Here is a 16859-nt window from a genome sequence, read left to right as displayed (position 1 = left end):
AGCCCAATATGATGACGATGGCCCCTTTCGGGGCCGCAGATTTGATCAACAGCTATTGCAACGACCCGATATCCATCCATTAAAACGTTCCAAGGAATACCCATCGGGCAAGGGAACGGCAATTTCATGGTCCAAGCACTCTACCTTTCCACATGCAACGCACTTAAAATGAAAATGATTGTGGTTGTGTGCGCCCTTTTGCTCATCACAATTTAGGCAAAGTGCAAAGTACTGTTTACCATCATCCCCTACGATGCGGTGTACCCGGCCATCTTCACAGAACCTGTTCAAAACCCGATATATCGTTGCCCTATTAATGGCCGTTCCCAGTTCGGATTGCAGCATGTCATGACTTAAGGCAGCATTTGCGGCCTTTAGGGCGCCCAAAACCGCTGTTTTTGGTCCAGTGTTCCTTCTTTTCATTTTTATTGCGACTTTGTTGCAATAGTACGATTAATTCTTATATTTGCAAACTAAATTGCAATCTATATGCAGCACAAAAGACCATTAAATGATAGATGATAGAGATTTTGACGTGATTATTATCGGCGGAAGTTATTCCGGACTTTCCGCGGGCATGGCCCTGGGCAGGGCACTCAGACAGGTTTTAATCATAGACAGTGGGAAACCTTGTAATGCCCAAACGCCCCATTCCCACAACTTCCTTACCCAGGACGGGCAAACACCCCAGGAAATTTCGTCTAAAGCGAGAAAGCAGGTGGCGAACTACCCGACCATAAGATTTCATGAGGGCTACGCTTTAAGCGCAAGGAAAATAGACAAAGGTTTTGAGATCGCTACCCGATCCGGAGATCGGTTCACTGCCAAAAAACTCATCTTTGCCACGGGCATCAAAGACATCATGCCCAACATAGAAGGTTTTGCCCAATGTTGGGGCATTTCCATCATTCATTGTCCCTACTGCCACGGTTACGAAGTCAAACACCAAAAAACAGCTGTATTCGGAAACGGAGAATACGGTTTCGAGTTTTCAAAAATGATTCATAATTGGACCGAGGACCTCAGCCTGTTTACCAATGGAAAATCAACCTTGACCGGGGAACAGACGGAAAAATTAAGGGAGCACAACATAAACATTATCGAAACGGAAGTCGACCGCTTTGAACATCACCAAGGACAAATAAAAGTTGTCCATTTCAAGGACGGCTCCAAGACCATGCTGAAAGCGCTCTATGCCAGGACCGACTTTGAGCAACATTCCGACATTCCAAAAGCTTTGGGCTGCGAGTTGACCGAAGAAGGTTATATCGAAGTGGATTTGTTTCAAAAAACGACCATTGACGGGGTATTTGCTTGCGGCGACAATACTACCTTTATGCGTTCGGTATCCAATGCGGTAGCCGCAGGAACCGTAGCCGGAGCAGTAGTGAACAAAGAACTTATTGAAGAGGCATTTTGATGGAAATCCGTTCGCTCCTATAACATGAGGGTTGCTTTCCTGGCCGGAATTGACTACTTTTTCTACCTAATAATAGCTGGATGAGCCAAAAACAGGAAAACATGGATACATTTCTTTTGGAAGCAATCAAAGAGGCTGAACAAGGACTCCGGGAAGGTGGTATTCCCATTGGTTCCGTATTGGTCCATAATGGAAAGATCATTGGTCGTGGACACAATAGGCGCGTACAAAAAGGCAGTGTTATCCTGCATGGTGAAATGGACGCCTTGGAGCAAGCGGGAAGACAACCGGCAAAGGTCTACCAGGAATGCGTCCTGTACACTACCCTATCGCCCTGTCCCATGTGCTCCGGCACTATTCTCCTATACGGAATCCCCAAAGTAATCATTGGTGAGAACAAAACTTTTATGGGCGAGGAAAGCCTGTTAAAGGAAAGGGGCGTAGAAGTGGTCGTGGCCGATAACGCCAGGTGCAAGGCACTTATGAACGAATTTATTGCGGCTAATCCCCAACTCTGGAACGAGGATATTGGGGTTTAGTTGTCCTTAAAGGATGGCAATAGGTACGAATGCTTCAAAACGCACATAAATGTATTTCGGTTAAACTCCGGCAAGCCACTTTTCAACTATCTTGACGGTAATGGTCGCCCAATGACCTGTCCATTGCCATGTGCTTACGATCCATCATCCTATTTGCCCAGACCTGTACACTGCTGTTCTCCCAGTTTTTATTTCCGCAATTACCGGAACCGTCCGGACCACATTGCGTGGGTAAAATGAAGTTCCAGATCAACATTGGTGATCGTCCCGAACAGTATACAGAATCTCCGTCCGATTTTAGAAAACTTGCTGTAGATGTCTGGTATCCCTCAACTTGTAACGGGGACCTAGCGCGCTATATGCACCCCAAGGTATTCCAGGCCTACAAGGCCTCCAAAAAGCTTGGTGATAGCGTTGATATTTCGTTTATGCAACAGCTAAAGACCCATGCCCATTTAAATGCCAAGGTGGTTCCTGGCCTCCCTGCCGCTCCTGTACTGGTCTTTTCCCATGGTTCCTCTACCCCAGTGGAGCTCTACACCAGTTTTATGCTGCAATTGGCGAGCCATGGTTATTTTGTTTTTGCGGTATCGCACACCTACAATTCCATCGCGGTGGAATTTCCGGATGGCAGTGTGGTAACTGCAAACCGAACCTATTTTGACAAGCGTTGGACCGATGCGATCAACACGGGCTGGGAAGATATGATGACCTTTGTAAAGAGCGGGGCAGATCTAGAGGCAAAACGCGCCAAGGTACAAACCCTCTACGGTTCGGATTTCCCCGCCTCCGGTGATATGAAAATTTGGCCCGCTGACATTGCTTCCGCCATAGATTTGGCCATTACATTAAATAAGGACAGGGCAGGTCCTTTTCACAAGCGGCTCAATACCAGAAAAATTGGTGGGTTTGGACATTCGTATGGAGGTTCGGCCATGGCAAATGCCCTTATTTCGGACAGCCGGATCAAAGTGGCCGTAAATCTGGATGGCTGGCAGTTTGGTCCAGTCGTAATTGGCCATAGGTTCAAGAAACCCTTCCTATATGTACGGGGTGGATATCCGCAACCCGATGCCTTGAACACCGCAGTCTATTCCCTTGCCGGACCAAAATTTAAGCAGCTAAAAATAATAGGCACGGGACATTCCGACTTCACCGACCTTCCTTTATTCTCTGGAAAAGATAACATCTTCAATACCGGGGAACTGCATCCCACTAGGAATACCTATGTAATCAGCGACATCCTTCTGACTTTTTTTGATGCGCATCTGAAACGGAAAAAAGCAACTTGGAGCAGCTTGCTCCGCAACTATCCTGAAGCACAGTTCGAGTAGTATCACAAGCATCTCCCTAAAAGCATTATTTCCTGATGGTGACGTTCCCATGGCAATTGCGCGGGCGGGGCCAAAAGAAATTAATCCTTACATTTAGCTAACGGAAATTTACACCCCTGAGCTTGGATAGAAAAAACATTGCTTCCTCGTCCAATTTTGAACGACCCATAGGCTTCTCTAGAGCGGTACGTCTAGGAAACATCATAGCGGTATCGGGTACGGCACCGATTTTGCCGAGCGGCACCACCGCGCATCCCGATGACCTCTATGGTCAGACCAAGACTTGTATCAAAATCATGATAGATGCCATCCAAAAGGCTGGAGGAGCGGCCGGCAATATTGTTCGGACAAGAATCTACCTAAAGGACATAACGCAATGGGAACAGGCTGCGAAGGCACATGGGGAATTTTTTGCGCAGATTGGGCCGGCCTGTACCTTTGTGGAAGTAAAGGGTTTTATAGGAAAAGACTGGCTCGTGGAAACCGAAGCAGATTGCGTGCTGTAAAGAGAAATCGAATATGAAGCTGGCAACAAGCCCTATTTAAACGAATACCATGTCCAGAACAGAAAAATATCAACAGGAGTTCATTGTATTTCAGGAAGAGCTGAAATCGTACATCTATCGGCTGGTGACCCATAAACAGGAAACGGAGGACATTGCCCAGGAAACCTACATTAAAACCTTTAGGAATCTTGGGTCCTTTAAGGAAAATGCGGCCTTTAAAACCTGGGTGTTTGCCATTGCCACCAATTTGGCTAAAGACAGTTTACGGGCCCGTGAAAGATGGGGCGAAGATTGGATGGAACTGGTAAAGGACGCCCATGTGGAGAACCGTCAATTGCTGCAAAAAAAATTCGAGATTTCCCGCACTTCCGAACACGGTAAATTTGTCATTAGGGAGCATATCAGTTATTGTTTGAACTGCATTTCCAAAACCCTCTTGCTTACCGATCAGATCTGTTTGCTGCTAAAGGAGATCTACGGTTTTAAAGTACGGGAAATCATGGTCATTACTGGACTTACCGAAGGTAAGGTAAAACATACCCTGGCAGATGCCCGAAATAACATGACCCGCATCTTCGAAAAAAAATGCGCCCTGATCAATAAGAAGGGTATCTGTCATCAATGCACAGGGCTTAACAAGCGCTTTAATCCAAAACAGGACACCCAAATTGAACTCAACCGGATCAAGATGGTAAAAGAAGCCAGGAACAAAAACTATGGGCAGTTGCTACAATTGCGCTTTCAGTTGGCCCAAAACGTAGATCCGTTAAATGCAGAGGGCATGGATCTGCATAACTACCTCATAGAGAACTCCCCCGATTGGGCCAAGACGCAATTGGCCAAAAAATCTAAAATTAGCTGATTTATAGAAGCTTACGATAATTTTCGTCCGTTTTTGGGTGCAGGCCAGTCTAAGTAGTAGACAAGCTATTTATTAACATCTAAAAACAAGAAAATGAGTAACGTAATCAATTGGTTTAATCTACCCTCAACGGATTTTGACAGAGCTATTAAATTCTACAGCAGCGTGTTGGAAATTGAAATGATGCGCATGCCCAGTCCGGACGGATTTGAAAATGCCTTCTTTTCCAACCCACAGGACGGCGGTGTAAGTGGATCCATTGGCTCCAATCCGCAGCAAAAGCCCGGTGCCGATGGAGCAACCATTTATTTTGACGTGGATGGCCGTTTGGATGACGTTTTGCAAAGAGTGGAAGGAAGCGGCGGCCACATTGTTATGCCCAAAATGAACATTGGTGATTTTGGGAATATTGCTTTGGCCACAGACACCGAGGGCAATTTAATAGGCTTCCACTCCGCCTAAATCAAATTTACGGGGAGCGGAAATCGCTCTCCTTTTTTTATCCATATAAAATTCAATACACATGAAAGTACTTTTAACATTGGTTATGGTATTGGCCATTCTGGGTGGTCTTTATCTGGCCTACAGCATCTTTTCCAACAAAAAACCGCCGCTTTCCGCGGCCAATATCCATGGCGTCATAGGCCTCTTGGTGCTTGGGCTGTTGGGGTATAACGCCTACTCACTGAAGTTGTCCCAATTATGGATTGCTCTGGGCCTATTGCTCATGGCAGCCTTTGGTGGACTTTACTTGGTGAACAATCATAAAAAGGGACAACTGGGCCCCAAATCGGCCATAATTATTCACGCAATCGTGGGGCTTTCAGGAATAGGCCTAACCTTGATTTCAATTTGGTAGCCACCATTCATTGCGATAAAAAACATCAGATGGGGTATCCATATTTTCTGAAAAAGCTCCCTGTCCAGTGCCTTGTGATCGTATGGATATTTCACAATGCACATGTAACAAATATGTGCGGCAATCGTCCTCCTTGAGAAAACAACTAACGATGATCTCCAATAAAAAAACAGCGAGGACCGCAGGTTTTCTCTACCTGCTGCTCGTGGTCAGCGGTATCTTCAGCTTGCTCTACGTGCCCTCCCAACTCTATGTATGGGACGATCCCACAACCACCTTAAACAACATCAGGACATCGGAAACCTTGTTTAGGGTAAGCATAGCTACCGAATTGGTCAGTTATGTGTTCTTTTTGCTCCTGCCCTTGATCCTTTACAAACTGCTACATCATGTTCACAAGACCCAAGCCATCCTAATGGTGGCCTTTGCCGCGGTCAGCATACCCATATCTTTCTTGAATCTACAACATAAATTTGCGGTGTTGAAACTGGTGAACGGAACCGAATATCTGCAGGGCATCCCCATGGAACAGCTGCAGTCCCAACTCATGATACATTTGGATCTCTATAACGATGGACATCTGATCTCCCAAGTCTTTTGGGCCCTTTGGTTGTTCCCATTGGGGTATTTAATCTTCAAATCGGGCATACTGCCCAAATTTCTGGGTATCTTCCTAATGTTGGGTTGTATCGGGTATCTTCTGGACTTTTTTGGTCGTGTCCTATTGCCCAATTACTACGAACTGGCCATAGCCGATTACATCACTATACCGGCCAGTATTGGAGAAATAGGCACCTGTCTTTGGCTGCTGATCATGGGGGCCAAGGAATCCGACCAATAACCAAAAGCTCCACTACTTTTTCATCCGGAAATATACTACCTTTAATCCCCTAACAGCATAGATTCCCCAATAGTTCGTGGAATCGTGCAAATTGAGATAAGCCGTTCCAAAATAATGATCAGCTATGCTTAGGGCACATACCGATTTTGTTACAAGGGCCACGGAAGTCCTTAGAAAGGATGACACCATCCACGGACTTGCCGTTGGAGGCTCCTGGTTAACCGATGAAATAGATCCTTATTCCGATCTGGACCTGATCTTGGTGACCAAGGAACGTATTTCCGGGGACAAAGACAGCATGTTGTTAGCGGCGTCAAAACTAGGCAGGTTACTCTCGGGGTTTACCGGAGAACACGTTGGGGAACCCAGGGTTTTGATATGCCTCTACGATGCGCCCTTATTGCATGTGGATATTAAATTTGTAACACTGCAGGAGTTCCATGATCGGGTAGAAACCCCGGCAATCCTTCTGGACAAAGCAGGGGCATTGGAGAAGGCCCTAAGCGTTTCAGCGGCCAAATTTCCCTATCCGGATTACCAGTGGATCGAAGATCGTTTTTGGATTTGGGTACACTACGCACTTTTGAAGATAGGTCGGGGCGAGTATATGGAGGCATTCGACTTTTTTGGTTTTCTGCGGATGGTGGTCTTGGGTCCCTTGTCCCATATCAAAAATGGTCAGCTCCCACGTGGTGTCCGAAAAGTGGAGTCACAATTACCAGCACAGGATTATGAGGCCTTAAGGCAGACCCTCCCCGAATACGATAGGCAGGCGCTGCTCCGCAGCCTTAGGAGTGCCGTGTCGCTTTATAGGGAATTGCGAACCACACTGTTCGACCCAAGTATTGCCCTTCAGGGCGAAACGGAAGAAAAAGTGATGCGCTATTTTGATGAAATTGAGGCGGCCGGACCGGCTTAGTAGCAAATCGGCCGTGGTGATGGCCAGTTTGCCACATTAACGGAAGTGGGTTATATTTAAGCACGACTATACCACCAGGATATGAAATTATGGATAGGGATTCGCTTGCTACTTGCCTTTATGTGCTTCAGTGCCACGTTGCACGCCCAAAAAGTACTCTTCATGGGCAACAGTCTCACCTACACCAATGATTTACCACAATTAGTGGCCTACCTTGCCAAAAATTTTGATAAATCGCTCGAAACTACATCCCTTTGCTTCCCCAACTACGCACTTGAAGATCATTGGAACGACGGTTTGTTCCAAAAAATGCTCGCCGAACAAAATTTTGACTACGTCATTGTGCAACAGGGGCCATCCTCCCAAGAAGCGGGGAAACAGATGTTGCTCGAGTATGGGAAAAAAATAAAGAATGTCTGTGCGCAGTACGGTGCACAATTGGCCTATTACATGGTGTGGCCCTCTAAACGGTACTATTTTACCTTTGACAAGGTAATTGCTAACCACGAACAAGCTGCCAAGGAGCTTAGGGCCCTCCTTTTTCCGGTAGGTGTGCATTGGAAAACCTATGGGAAAAACGACTTTAGCGCTCAGCTCTACGGTCCGGATGGTTTTCATCCATCTCCTGCCGGTACCTTTTTGGCGGCCCTTACCATTTTCCATGGACTGTTCCCTAAGGAAAAGCTGTCCGAACTGAAATTCGAGGATGTCAAAAAATGGGTTCCGGACACCCGCTCTTTCCAAGGGATGACCCAACTAGTCCATAAAAAAAAGGATATGAATCGATAAACCTGTACACCATGAAAAACGAGAAACTGGAAATCTATGACAAACTGGTGGCCAAATGCCCCAGATTTGAAAGAAAGGGCAAGACCATGCACTTCACCTCGGCCAACGGTCATATGTTCTCACAATTGAACAAAGCCGGTGAAATCGGAATTCGTTTTTCCAAGGAGGCCCAGGAAAAATATCTGGAAGAATTCCAGACTACGTTTTTTAGGTCGTATGGGGCAGTCATGAGGGGTTATGTGTTAATCCCCGAACACATGCTCGACGATTTGGATGCCCTTGCCCATTATCTGGATGAAAGTTATGATTATGTGATGTCACTCGAACCAAAATAGCAATACCATGACTATCATAGATCTGTCCAAACCCATACGGTACAACCGCAACGATCCTTGGTTTATGCGCGTAAAAATCAAGCACAAGCCCCATAGAAAGGCAAAATGGCTGATTCGTCTTTTTGGCCTGCCCTTTAAGCTGTTTCCCAAAGGCTTCGTGGGCTGGGCCGATGACAGTATCCAAAAAATGGGCGTCCACGCCACCACACACATCGATGCGCCCTGGCATTATGCCCCCACTACGGAGGGGAAGCGGTCCAAAACAATCGATGAAGTACCGTTGGAATGGTGTTATGGCGAAGGCTTGGTCGTGGACATGAAGCACAAGGCAGATTTTGACCCGATTACCGTAAACGATATTCAAAGCTTTTTAAGCAATAACAACCTAACCGTAGTGGCAGGCATGATCGTATTGATCAAAACCGGGCGGGATACCTATAACGGCACCAAGGATTTTCATAAAATCGGTACCGGTATGAGCGCGGCGGCTACCGAATGGTTAATAGACCAGGGCGTAAAGGTGATGGGCATAGATTCCTGGGGATGGGACCTTCCCCTGCCCTACATGATAAAAAAGGCCAAGGAGAGCCAAAACCCCGAATTGTTCTGGGAAGCGCATTTGGTGGGAAGGAACAAGGAGTACTGCCATATGGAGCAATTGGTGAACCTGGATGCCCTTCCCCATACAGGCTTTAAGGTGGCGGTTTTTCCGCTAAAAATTGTTGGTGCCTCGGCCGCACCGGCCCGGGTGGTGGCCTTGCTCGATTAGCCAAAATGTGTACTGGACGGTTTCCTCCTGTAAGAATCTTAGGGTAAAGCAACCCTTTGGATTTTGCCCATCTATGAAAAAACATTCCTATGAAACCACCACATTTCCTGGCCTTCCTTTTGGTATGCCTATCTTGTATAATTTGCTGTTCCGATGATGACGATTCCAAGGACGAGCGTAGTGCCTGCGGTGTTGCGAACATCTTGGAAGATCTGGATTGGTTGCGCGACGAGATTGCCGATAGGGAACAGAGCACTTCCCCGGACATTCAATACTGTTATATCACTAAGGCTACCTGGAACGGGCAGACGGTTTTTCTGTATGAAGATTGTAATCCCCTCATCAATAAGGTCGTTCCCGTATTGGATTGCGAAGGGACTTCTTTAGGTGCGGTAGGGGTCGCTGTGGACCGAAATGAACTTAGTGATTTTTGCACAGTATGGAGTCCCGATAACTTTGCGTGCCTTATTGATTTTAGCTGCGTAGTGCAGCAATAAACAAGGTCCTTAGGCCTTCCGAAAACTCACCGAATATCAACTATTTAAAAAAATAACAAGCTTGTTACGCAATATTTATGTAAATTTAACGTTAAGCAATTGTAAATTAAACGTAATATTCTACCCTTTATAGGGCATAACCCAAAGCATTCAACGATGAAATGGCATAAGTCTTACACCAGAACAAAGCTGTTTTTTACCTCTGCGTACATTCACCTGATGTCGCATTTGCGCATCTATGCAAGGAAGTACAGAAGAGCGTACTACGGCATGTTCACCTTATAGGTCAACCCTTAAACTTAACAGGGAGGTAGACCACTTTCTTGGTCTCAAAAAAAGTTTCCGAAAAGTAGTCCGCCAAGTCAAAGGACTGCGCGGTACGATAGTCCTTCAATTCTTCGCTAAGATCTCCGCCCTTCAGATAAAGGATTCCATTTTTACGGGTATGGAGCGATTCCTTTTTTATCCTGCCCTTTACCCAACGGACAAAGGTGGGCATGGCCGCTACAGCCCTACTGACGATAAAATCGAAGCGCATCTCCAAATCCTCCACACGGCTATGGACCGCCTGCACATTGGTAAGGTCCAGGCCCTGAACCACTTCTTCCACCACTTTGATCTTTTTTCCAATGGCATCCACCAGTACAAACTGCGTGTCAGGGAAGAGGATGGCCAAAGGGATGCCCGGAAATCCACCACCGGTACCCACATCCAAGACAGAAGTCGTTGGCAGGAATTCCTGTACTTTAGCAATACCAAGGGAATGTAGCACATGTCGCAAATACAACTCGTCTATGTCCTTTCGGGAAACCACATTTATCTTTTGGTTCCAATCTTGGTAAAATTTCTCCAGCAAGATAAATTGCTGCTTTTGTACTTGGGTTAATTTTGGGAAATATTTAAAGACGATGTCCGCTTTCATGTGTATATTTGCATTTCGGCAAAATTAGCACTTTCTGATTCATAAATAAGGGCCAATTAAAATGGCTAAGGCATTAAAAAGTGCATAATTCCGTTATATTTACAAAAAGATTCCGGTATATGGATAAAAGCACCATCAAATTTTCAAGACGGGATTCCGCCCAGTTCTTCAGAACCTTGAACAAAAGGGTCAATGATTATTTTAAGGAAAACAAAATAAAGAAAACGGGCAACTGGCGACTCCACTTGAAAACAGCCGTGATGTTCGCCATTTTTCTGACCCCTTATTTCTTGATTCTTACTTTAAACCTTCCGTTATGGGCCAATCTGTTGTTGACCATTACCATGGGGGTGGGCATGGCCGGTGTGGGCATGAACGTGATGCACGACGGCAACCATGGTTCCTATTCCAATAAGAAATGGATCAATAAATTGATGGGGAGCAGTATCTATATTCTTGCCGGAAATGTATACAATTGGCAGGTACAGCACAATGTACTGCACCATACCTATACAAATATTCACGAGCACGATGAAGATTTGGAGGCCGGTAGGATTCTTCGTTTTTCCAAACACGCCAAATGGCATAGGTACCACAAATTTCAGCATTACTACTCCGTTTTCCTTTATGGCCTGCTTACCTTTAACTGGGCCATCACTACGGATTTTCAGCAAATGTACCGCTACATGAAACGCAAGCTTTCCTACGGAAAACTGCCGAATCCGGTTATTAACTGGAGTACCTTGGTCATTACCAAGGTGTCCTATATTACCATATGGATTGTGCTACCCCTTATTTTTGTTGATATCGCCTGGTGGAAAATTCTTGTGGGCTTTTTCATTATGCACTACGTTGCGGGGGTCATTTTAAGCGTGGTATTCCAATTGGCCCATGTGGTGGACGAAGCTGAAACCCCCTTGCCTGACGAGGGCGGCAATATGAAAAATACCTGGGCCGTTCATCAGTTGTTCACAACGGTAAATTTTGGCACCAAGAACCGAATTGTCAATTGGTTTACAGGAGGTTTGAACCATCAGGTGGAACATCATATCTTCCCGAACATAAGCCACGTGCATTACACAAAAATCTCCAAAATTGTTAAACAGACAGCCAAGGAGTTCAATTTACCGTACAACGAGTACAAAACTACCAGAAAAGCTATAATTTCGCACTTCAAACATTTAAAGGAGCTGGGCAAAAAACCCGCTTTGCAATATCAGTAAATACAGTATAGCAAATGAGCAACCACCTATCCGATAGAATTAAAAACATGTCTACTTCGGCCACCTTGGCTATGGCCGCAAAAGCAAGGGAATTACGCAACCAGGGAAAGGACATCATCGGTCTTAGCTTGGGAGAACCCGATTTTAACATCCCCGATTTCATAAAAGATGCCGCTAAACAGGCCATCGACGACAACTATAGCAGTTATTCCCCGGTAGATGGCTATGCCGATCTAAAACAGGCCATTTCAAATAAATTTAAGCGGGACAACAACCTGGATTACGGGGTTCAACAGATCGTCGTCTCCACTGGGGCCAAACAGTCCTTGGCCAATGTGGCCATGGTGATGATCAACAAAGGGGACGAGGTTATCCTACCAGCACCTTTTTGGGTAAGCTACAGCGATATCGTAAAAATTGCAGAGGGGATTCCGGTACAGGTACCCACAAGCATCGATACGGACTTCAAAATGACCCCAGAGCAATTGGAAAAGGCGATCACGCCAAAAACCAAAATGTTGTGGTTTAGTTCGCCCTGCAATCCCAGTGGTTCCGTGTACAGTAGAGCGGAACTGGAAGGTTTGGCCAAGGTATTGCAAAAACACCCAGATATCTACGTCGTTTCCGATGAGATTTACGAACACATCAACTTTGTGGGAGGCCATGTAAGTATCGCCGGAATAGAGGGCATGTATGAACGGACCATTACGGTGAACGGGGTATCCAAGGCGTTTGCCATGACAGGATGGCGAATTGGGTACATCGGAGCGGCGGAATGGATTGCCAAGGGCTGTACCAAATTCCAGGGACAGGTTACCAGCGGTGCCAATGCCATAGGACAGCGCGCCACCATTGCGGCCCTAGAGGCACCGGTAAGCAAGATTAAGCATATGATAGACGAGTTTCATCAGAGACGCGATATGCTATTGGAGCTTTTGGGGGAAATTGACGGATTTAAACTTAACGTTCCTGAGGGAGCTTTCTACGTCTTTCCCGATATTTCCAGCTTCTTTGGGAAGACTTTGAACGGGACCACCATAGGGAATGCCTCCGATTTTGCGCTCTACTTATTGGAAAACGCCAATGTGGCCACGGTAACGGGTGAGGCCTTTGGAAATCCCAACTGTATCCGTATTTCCTACGCCGCTTCGGAGAAAGAGTTACGGGAGGCGGTAGCCCGGATTAAATCGGTGGTATAGCTACGTAAACTCCATAAGAATAAAGAAATCGGGCCCGATATGCGGGCCTTTTCTATGTCTTCTTCCAAAAGTAAGGCGTTAGCAGAATCAGTACCGTAAAGAGTTCCAGACGCCCCAGTAGCATCAGAAAACCGCACCACCATTTCCCCAAGGCGGGCAGACCGTTAAAATTGCTCAGCGGGTTAAGGCTGCCAAAGGCCGGACCAACATTTCCAAGCGAGGATGCCGCACCACCGATGGCAGATTGAAAATCGAGCCCCAAAAAACCCAAGACCAGCGCTCCTATGATAAAGGACAGCATATAGAGCACAAAGAAGCCGATGATATTGTAAACGATATGCTCGCTTACGGTTTTTTCATTGTATCTCACGGGGATAATGGCATTGGGGTGCAAGGTCCTTTTAAATTCTAGCAGTCCGTTCTTAATGATCAATATATGCCGCATCACCTTAATACCTCCTGCCGTGGAGCCCGCAGAGCCCCCCAAAAACATCAAACCAAAGAAGAAAACAGTTAAAAAGGGTGTCCAGCTGGTAAAATCGGCCGTCACAAAACCGGTGGTGGTCACTATAGCGATAATCTGAAAAAGGGCATGCCGAAATGAACTTTCACCAGGGCCCAAAACCATAGGATGGTAGTCCGAAACAGGAACGTTGGCTTTAAAGTAGATGACCAGGACCGTGACCAGGGTGAACAGCAGAATTAAGCTTGTATAATACTTAAATTCTTCGTCCCTTAGAATGCGTTGTACCTTTCCTTTAAAGGCAAAATAGCTCAGTACAAAATTGCTACCGGCCAAAAACATAAAGAATATTATGATATATTGTATCAATGGCTGATCGTTCCAAAAGGCCAAACTGGCATTCTTGGTAGAAAAGCCGCCTGTTGACAGTGTGGCCAAGGAATGGTTGATCGCATCAAAAAAGGACATGCCGGCCAGTTTCAGCAGCAGTGTTTCCGCAACAGTATACCCAAAATAGATGAGCCATAATCTTTTGGCCGTGTCCGTAATTCTTGGGTGCAACTTGTCCGCGTTGGGGCCAGGAGCCTCCGCAGCAAACAGCTGCATACCCCCAATACCCAAAAGAGGAAGGATGGCTATGGCCAAGACAATGATTCCCATACCCCCGATCCAATGGGTGAGGCTCCGCCAAAAAAGGATGCCCTCGGGCAAGGATTCTATATCGTCCAAAATGGAGGCGCCGGTGGTGGTGTAACCCGACATGGTTTCGAAAAAGGCATTAGTGATATCTGGGATAGCTCCGGAAAAAATGTACGGGAGCACTCCGGAAACCGACATCACGATCCACCCAAAAGCAACAATGATGTACCCCTCCTTTCGTTTCACTACCTTCTCGTGCCCACGGGTATAGAACATGGCCATAACCCCCACGAGCATGGTAACAATAGCTGCCAGGGTAATGTCCAAAGTTGCCCCGTCCCTATAAATGCCGCTGACAAAAGCGGCCAACAGCATAAAAAAGCCATTGAACAGCAGCAGCAATCCCATAAGGTGGAAGATTATTTTGGAGTTTAGACCCATATTACAGAAACAACTTTTCTATTTTAGGGATAGCACGGGGTAGACAACAGACCACTACCCTATCGCCCTCGGTAATCTCAAAATCGCCCAGGGCAATAATACCTTCCCCATCCCTAACGACCCCACCAATAGTGGCCGCCCTGGGAAAATCGAGCTCCCGGATAATTTTGCCGGTAACCGCTGAGGTAGCCTTAACCTCAAACTCCAGGATTTCGGCATTTAGGTTGTTCAAACGGGTCATGGCCACCACCTCGCCCTTTCGGATGTATCTAAAAATATTATTGGCGGCCAGCAGTTTCTTGTTGATCAGGGTGTCTATCCCAATAGACTGGGACAATTGGAAATAATCCATATTCTCCACTAGGGCAATCGTCTTTTTGATGCGTTTTGATTTGGCGACCAAGCACGACATGATATTGGTTTCGGAATTTCCAGTCACCGCTATAAAGGCGTCCATGGATTCCAGGCTTTCCTCCTCCAGCAGTTCTACATTTCTTCCATCACCGTTGATAACAAGGGCATTGGGGAGATTATCGGCAATATCAAAGGCCTTTTCCTTGTCCTTTTCGATCAATTTTACATTGAACTTGCTGATACACAGATCTCTAGCGGTATTAAAACCCACCTTGCTGCCACCGAGAATCATTACGTTTTTTATTTCCTTTTTCTCCTTGCCCGTAAGCTTATAGAGTTCATCTACCCCTTCTTTGGCCGTGATAAAGTAGACCTGATCTTCCTCCTTAAATACGGTATCCCCCCTGGGAATAAGGGTATATTGCGTGCCGGATCGCTGAATGGCGATGGGCATAAAATGTAATTCCGGAAATATCCTGGCCGCTTCCTTTACCATCTTGCCCACAAAAGGAGCCGATTTTGGCAACGATACCCCGATCATGATCAATGCCCCCTCTTCAAACTCATAGGTATCGTTAAAGGCCGATTGGTTGAGCAACAGTTGAATTTCCGTGGCCGCCAGTTTTTCGGGGGAAATAAGCTCGTCTATGCCCAGGTCCGGGAATTTGATCGCTTCCTTATTGTCCACGAACTCTGTGTTTGAGATCCGTGCAATGGTCCTTTTACAACCCAACTGCTTTGCCAATAGGCAAAGGGTGAGGTTGGTGGTTTCCGAGGAGGTGACCCCAATGACCAAGTCCGAGTTGGATACTTGCGCGTCCTTCAGTACAGAAATAGACGTGGCATCGCCCTTGAGCACCCGAATATCAAGATGGTTATCCGCATAGGTCAGACTTTCTTTCCTGGAATCTATCAGCGTGATATCCTGGGATTCATAAGAGAGTAGTTTTGCCAAATGAAAACCTACTTCCCCCGCCCCTGCAATTATAATCTTCACACCCTTACATTTTTGTCTGAATCCCCATGGGATCTAAAAGCCTTCGTAAAGCTCATTTCAAGAAAAGTTTGCAAAATAATGCGGAACAAAATTACATAAATTTATTGGGTTGGAAGGCATGGGAAGTGGCTAAAGTGCAAAGTGTAAGGCCAATGTTCTGTATACAAATAAACCGATGCCACATGGGTTCTATATCTTATCTTTGCCCAAAAATTGCCCTTATGGCCAAAAAAGTAATTCCCTATAAAGATTCTCCGCTTGGAAAAAAAGATCAGGTGAAAAAGATGTTCGATGCCATTTCTACCAATTATGATGGTCTAAACAGGGTTATTTCCTTCGGGATAGACGTAAAGTGGCGGAACAGGGTGGTAACCATACTCAAGAAGAAAAAGCCTTCCAATATTCTAGATATCGCTACGGGAACAGGAGATCTGGCCATTAAATTGGTCAAAACTGGTGCCGAGGAAATCGTGGGATTGGATATTTCTCCCGGCATGCTCAAGGTGGGTAAGAAAAAGGTAGACCAAAAAAAATTGAGCGACATGGTGAAAATGGTGGTGGGCGACAGTGAAAAACTTCCTTTTCCCGATCAAAGCTTCGATGCGGTCACCGTTGCCTTTGGGGTGCGTAATTTTGAAACACTTGAAAAAGGACTGGCCGAGATCTATCGGGTCCTGAAACCCTCGGGAACTTTTGTAGTCCTTGAGACTTCCGTTCCCACCAAAACACCCTTTAAACAGGGGTACCACCTGTACACCAAATACATACTACCCACCATCGGCAAACTCTTCTCAAAAGACAAAGCGGCATACGCCTACCTTTGCGAATCTGCCTCCGTTTTTCCGCACGGGGCGGATTTCAACAATATTTTAGGAAAAATCGGGTTTATAGCTATGGAGAACAGGCCTCAAACATTTGGGGTGGCCTCCATATATATCGCTACAAAGTAAG

At 46.0% G+C, this 16859-nt stretch carries 21 protein-coding genes; 17 read left to right on the top strand and 4 right to left on the bottom strand.

Annotated elements, in window-relative coordinates; translation table 11 throughout:
- Window positions 1-45: 45 nt before the first annotated feature.
- Window positions 46-423, bottom strand: a complete 378-nt coding sequence (locus ACRD67_RS05565) for a Fur family transcriptional regulator (RefSeq protein ID WP_430966048.1) — start codon at window positions 421-423, stop codon at window positions 46-48.
- An 88-nt stretch (window positions 424-511) separates the two neighbouring features.
- On the opposite strand from ACRD67_RS05565, the gene ACRD67_RS05560 reads away from it, so the two are divergent.
- The 14 genes from ACRD67_RS05560 to ACRD67_RS05495 all read left to right on the top strand — a co-directional run bounded on the left by ACRD67_RS05560 (window position 512) and on the right by ACRD67_RS05495 (window position 9955).
- On the top strand, window positions 512-1420 hold the full coding sequence (locus ACRD67_RS05560; RefSeq protein ID WP_430966047.1) for an NAD(P)/FAD-dependent oxidoreductase: 909 nt from the start codon (window positions 512-514) through the stop codon (window positions 1418-1420).
- 101 nt (window positions 1421-1521) lie between these two features.
- Window positions 1522-1959 carry a nucleoside deaminase gene (locus ACRD67_RS05555; RefSeq protein ID WP_430966046.1) on the top strand — a complete coding sequence of 146 codons (438 nt, stop codon included), beginning with the start codon at window positions 1522-1524 and terminating at the stop codon, window positions 1957-1959.
- A gap of 128 nt (window positions 1960-2087) precedes the next feature.
- Window positions 2088-3293: an alpha/beta hydrolase family protein gene (locus ACRD67_RS05550; protein ID WP_430966045.1), complete on the top strand. Its 1206-nt coding sequence runs from the start codon at window positions 2088-2090 to the stop codon at window positions 3291-3293.
- Window positions 3294-3415: 122 nt separating this feature from the next.
- Window positions 3416-3799 (top strand): RidA family protein, encoded by a 384-nt coding sequence (locus ACRD67_RS05545; protein WP_430966044.1) that lies wholly within the window; start codon window positions 3416-3418, stop codon window positions 3797-3799.
- A 49-nt stretch (window positions 3800-3848) separates the two neighbouring features.
- Complete coding sequence (locus ACRD67_RS05540; protein WP_430966043.1) at window positions 3849-4661, top strand: sigma-70 family RNA polymerase sigma factor; 813 nt, start codon at window positions 3849-3851, stop codon at window positions 4659-4661.
- A 93-nt stretch (window positions 4662-4754) separates the two neighbouring features.
- Window positions 4755-5123 (top strand): VOC family protein, encoded by a 369-nt coding sequence (locus tag ACRD67_RS05535; protein WP_430966042.1) that lies wholly within the window; start codon window positions 4755-4757, stop codon window positions 5121-5123.
- 61 nt (window positions 5124-5184) lie between these two features.
- Window positions 5185-5520, top strand: a complete 336-nt coding sequence (locus tag ACRD67_RS05530; RefSeq protein WP_430966041.1) for a hypothetical protein — start codon at window positions 5185-5187, stop codon at window positions 5518-5520.
- Window positions 5521-5671: 151 nt separating this feature from the next.
- Entirely contained in the window at window positions 5672-6361 is a 690-nt protein-coding gene (locus ACRD67_RS05525; RefSeq protein WP_430966040.1) for a DUF4386 domain-containing protein, read from the top strand.
- A gap of 124 nt (window positions 6362-6485) precedes the next feature.
- Window positions 6486-7280, top strand: a complete 795-nt coding sequence (locus tag ACRD67_RS05520) for a hypothetical protein (protein WP_430966039.1) — start codon at window positions 6486-6488, stop codon at window positions 7278-7280.
- Between the two features lie 81 nt (window positions 7281-7361).
- Window positions 7362-8069, top strand: coding sequence for an SGNH/GDSL hydrolase family protein (locus ACRD67_RS05515; RefSeq protein WP_430966038.1), 708 nt, complete (start codon window positions 7362-7364; stop codon window positions 8067-8069).
- 11 nt (window positions 8070-8080) lie between these two features.
- The gene (locus tag ACRD67_RS05510; protein ID WP_430966037.1) at window positions 8081-8404 is read left to right on the top strand and encodes a hypothetical protein; all 324 of its coding nucleotides are present in this window, start codon (window positions 8081-8083) and stop codon (window positions 8402-8404) included.
- Window positions 8405-8411: 7 nt separating this feature from the next.
- Window positions 8412-9173, top strand: a complete 762-nt coding sequence (locus ACRD67_RS05505) for a cyclase family protein (RefSeq protein ID WP_430966036.1) — start codon at window positions 8412-8414, stop codon at window positions 9171-9173.
- Between the two features lie 89 nt (window positions 9174-9262).
- The gene (locus ACRD67_RS05500; RefSeq protein ID WP_430966035.1) at window positions 9263-9670 is read left to right on the top strand and encodes a hypothetical protein; all 408 of its coding nucleotides are present in this window, start codon (window positions 9263-9265) and stop codon (window positions 9668-9670) included.
- Between the two features lie 156 nt (window positions 9671-9826).
- Window positions 9827-9955 (top strand): hypothetical protein, encoded by a 129-nt coding sequence (locus tag ACRD67_RS05495; RefSeq protein ID WP_430966034.1) that lies wholly within the window; start codon window positions 9827-9829, stop codon window positions 9953-9955.
- A 1-nt stretch (window position 9956) separates the two neighbouring features.
- Here ACRD67_RS05495 and rsmG read toward each other — a convergent pair whose 3' ends face one another.
- Window positions 9957-10592 (bottom strand): 16S rRNA (guanine(527)-N(7))-methyltransferase RsmG, encoded by a 636-nt coding sequence (gene rsmG / locus ACRD67_RS05490; protein WP_430966033.1) that lies wholly within the window; start codon window positions 10590-10592, stop codon window positions 9957-9959.
- A gap of 119 nt (window positions 10593-10711) precedes the next feature.
- Between rsmG and ACRD67_RS05485 the strand changes: the two genes are divergently transcribed.
- Entirely contained in the window at window positions 10712-11815 is a 1104-nt protein-coding gene (locus ACRD67_RS05485; RefSeq protein WP_430966032.1) for a fatty acid desaturase family protein, read from the top strand.
- Window positions 11816-11829: 14 nt separating this feature from the next.
- The gene (locus ACRD67_RS05480) at window positions 11830-13014 is read left to right on the top strand and encodes a pyridoxal phosphate-dependent aminotransferase (RefSeq protein WP_430966031.1); all 1185 of its coding nucleotides are present in this window, start codon (window positions 11830-11832) and stop codon (window positions 13012-13014) included.
- Window positions 13015-13066: 52 nt separating this feature from the next.
- Here ACRD67_RS05480 and ACRD67_RS05475 read toward each other — a convergent pair whose 3' ends face one another.
- Window positions 13067-14557, bottom strand: a complete 1491-nt coding sequence (locus tag ACRD67_RS05475) for a TrkH family potassium uptake protein (protein WP_430966030.1) — start codon at window positions 14555-14557, stop codon at window positions 13067-13069.
- A gap of 1 nt (window position 14558) precedes the next feature.
- Window positions 14559-15908: a Trk system potassium transporter TrkA gene (gene trkA, locus ACRD67_RS05470; RefSeq protein WP_430966029.1), complete on the bottom strand. Its 1350-nt coding sequence runs from the start codon at window positions 15906-15908 to the stop codon at window positions 14559-14561.
- A 221-nt stretch (window positions 15909-16129) separates the two neighbouring features.
- On the opposite strand from trkA, the gene ubiE reads away from it, so the two are divergent.
- Window positions 16130-16858: a bifunctional demethylmenaquinone methyltransferase/2-methoxy-6-polyprenyl-1,4-benzoquinol methylase UbiE gene (gene ubiE, locus ACRD67_RS05465; protein ID WP_430966028.1), complete on the top strand. Its 729-nt coding sequence runs from the start codon at window positions 16130-16132 to the stop codon at window positions 16856-16858.
- The last annotated feature ends 1 nt before the right edge of the window (window position 16859 follow it).

It is taken from the genome of Eudoraea algarum (genome assembly GCF_050589645.1).
Taxonomy (GTDB): domain Bacteria; phylum Bacteroidota; class Bacteroidia; order Flavobacteriales; family Flavobacteriaceae; genus JBNGOQ01.
The sequence above is the reverse complement of the archived record's forward strand: the minus strand, read 5'-3'. Positions and strand labels throughout refer to the sequence as shown.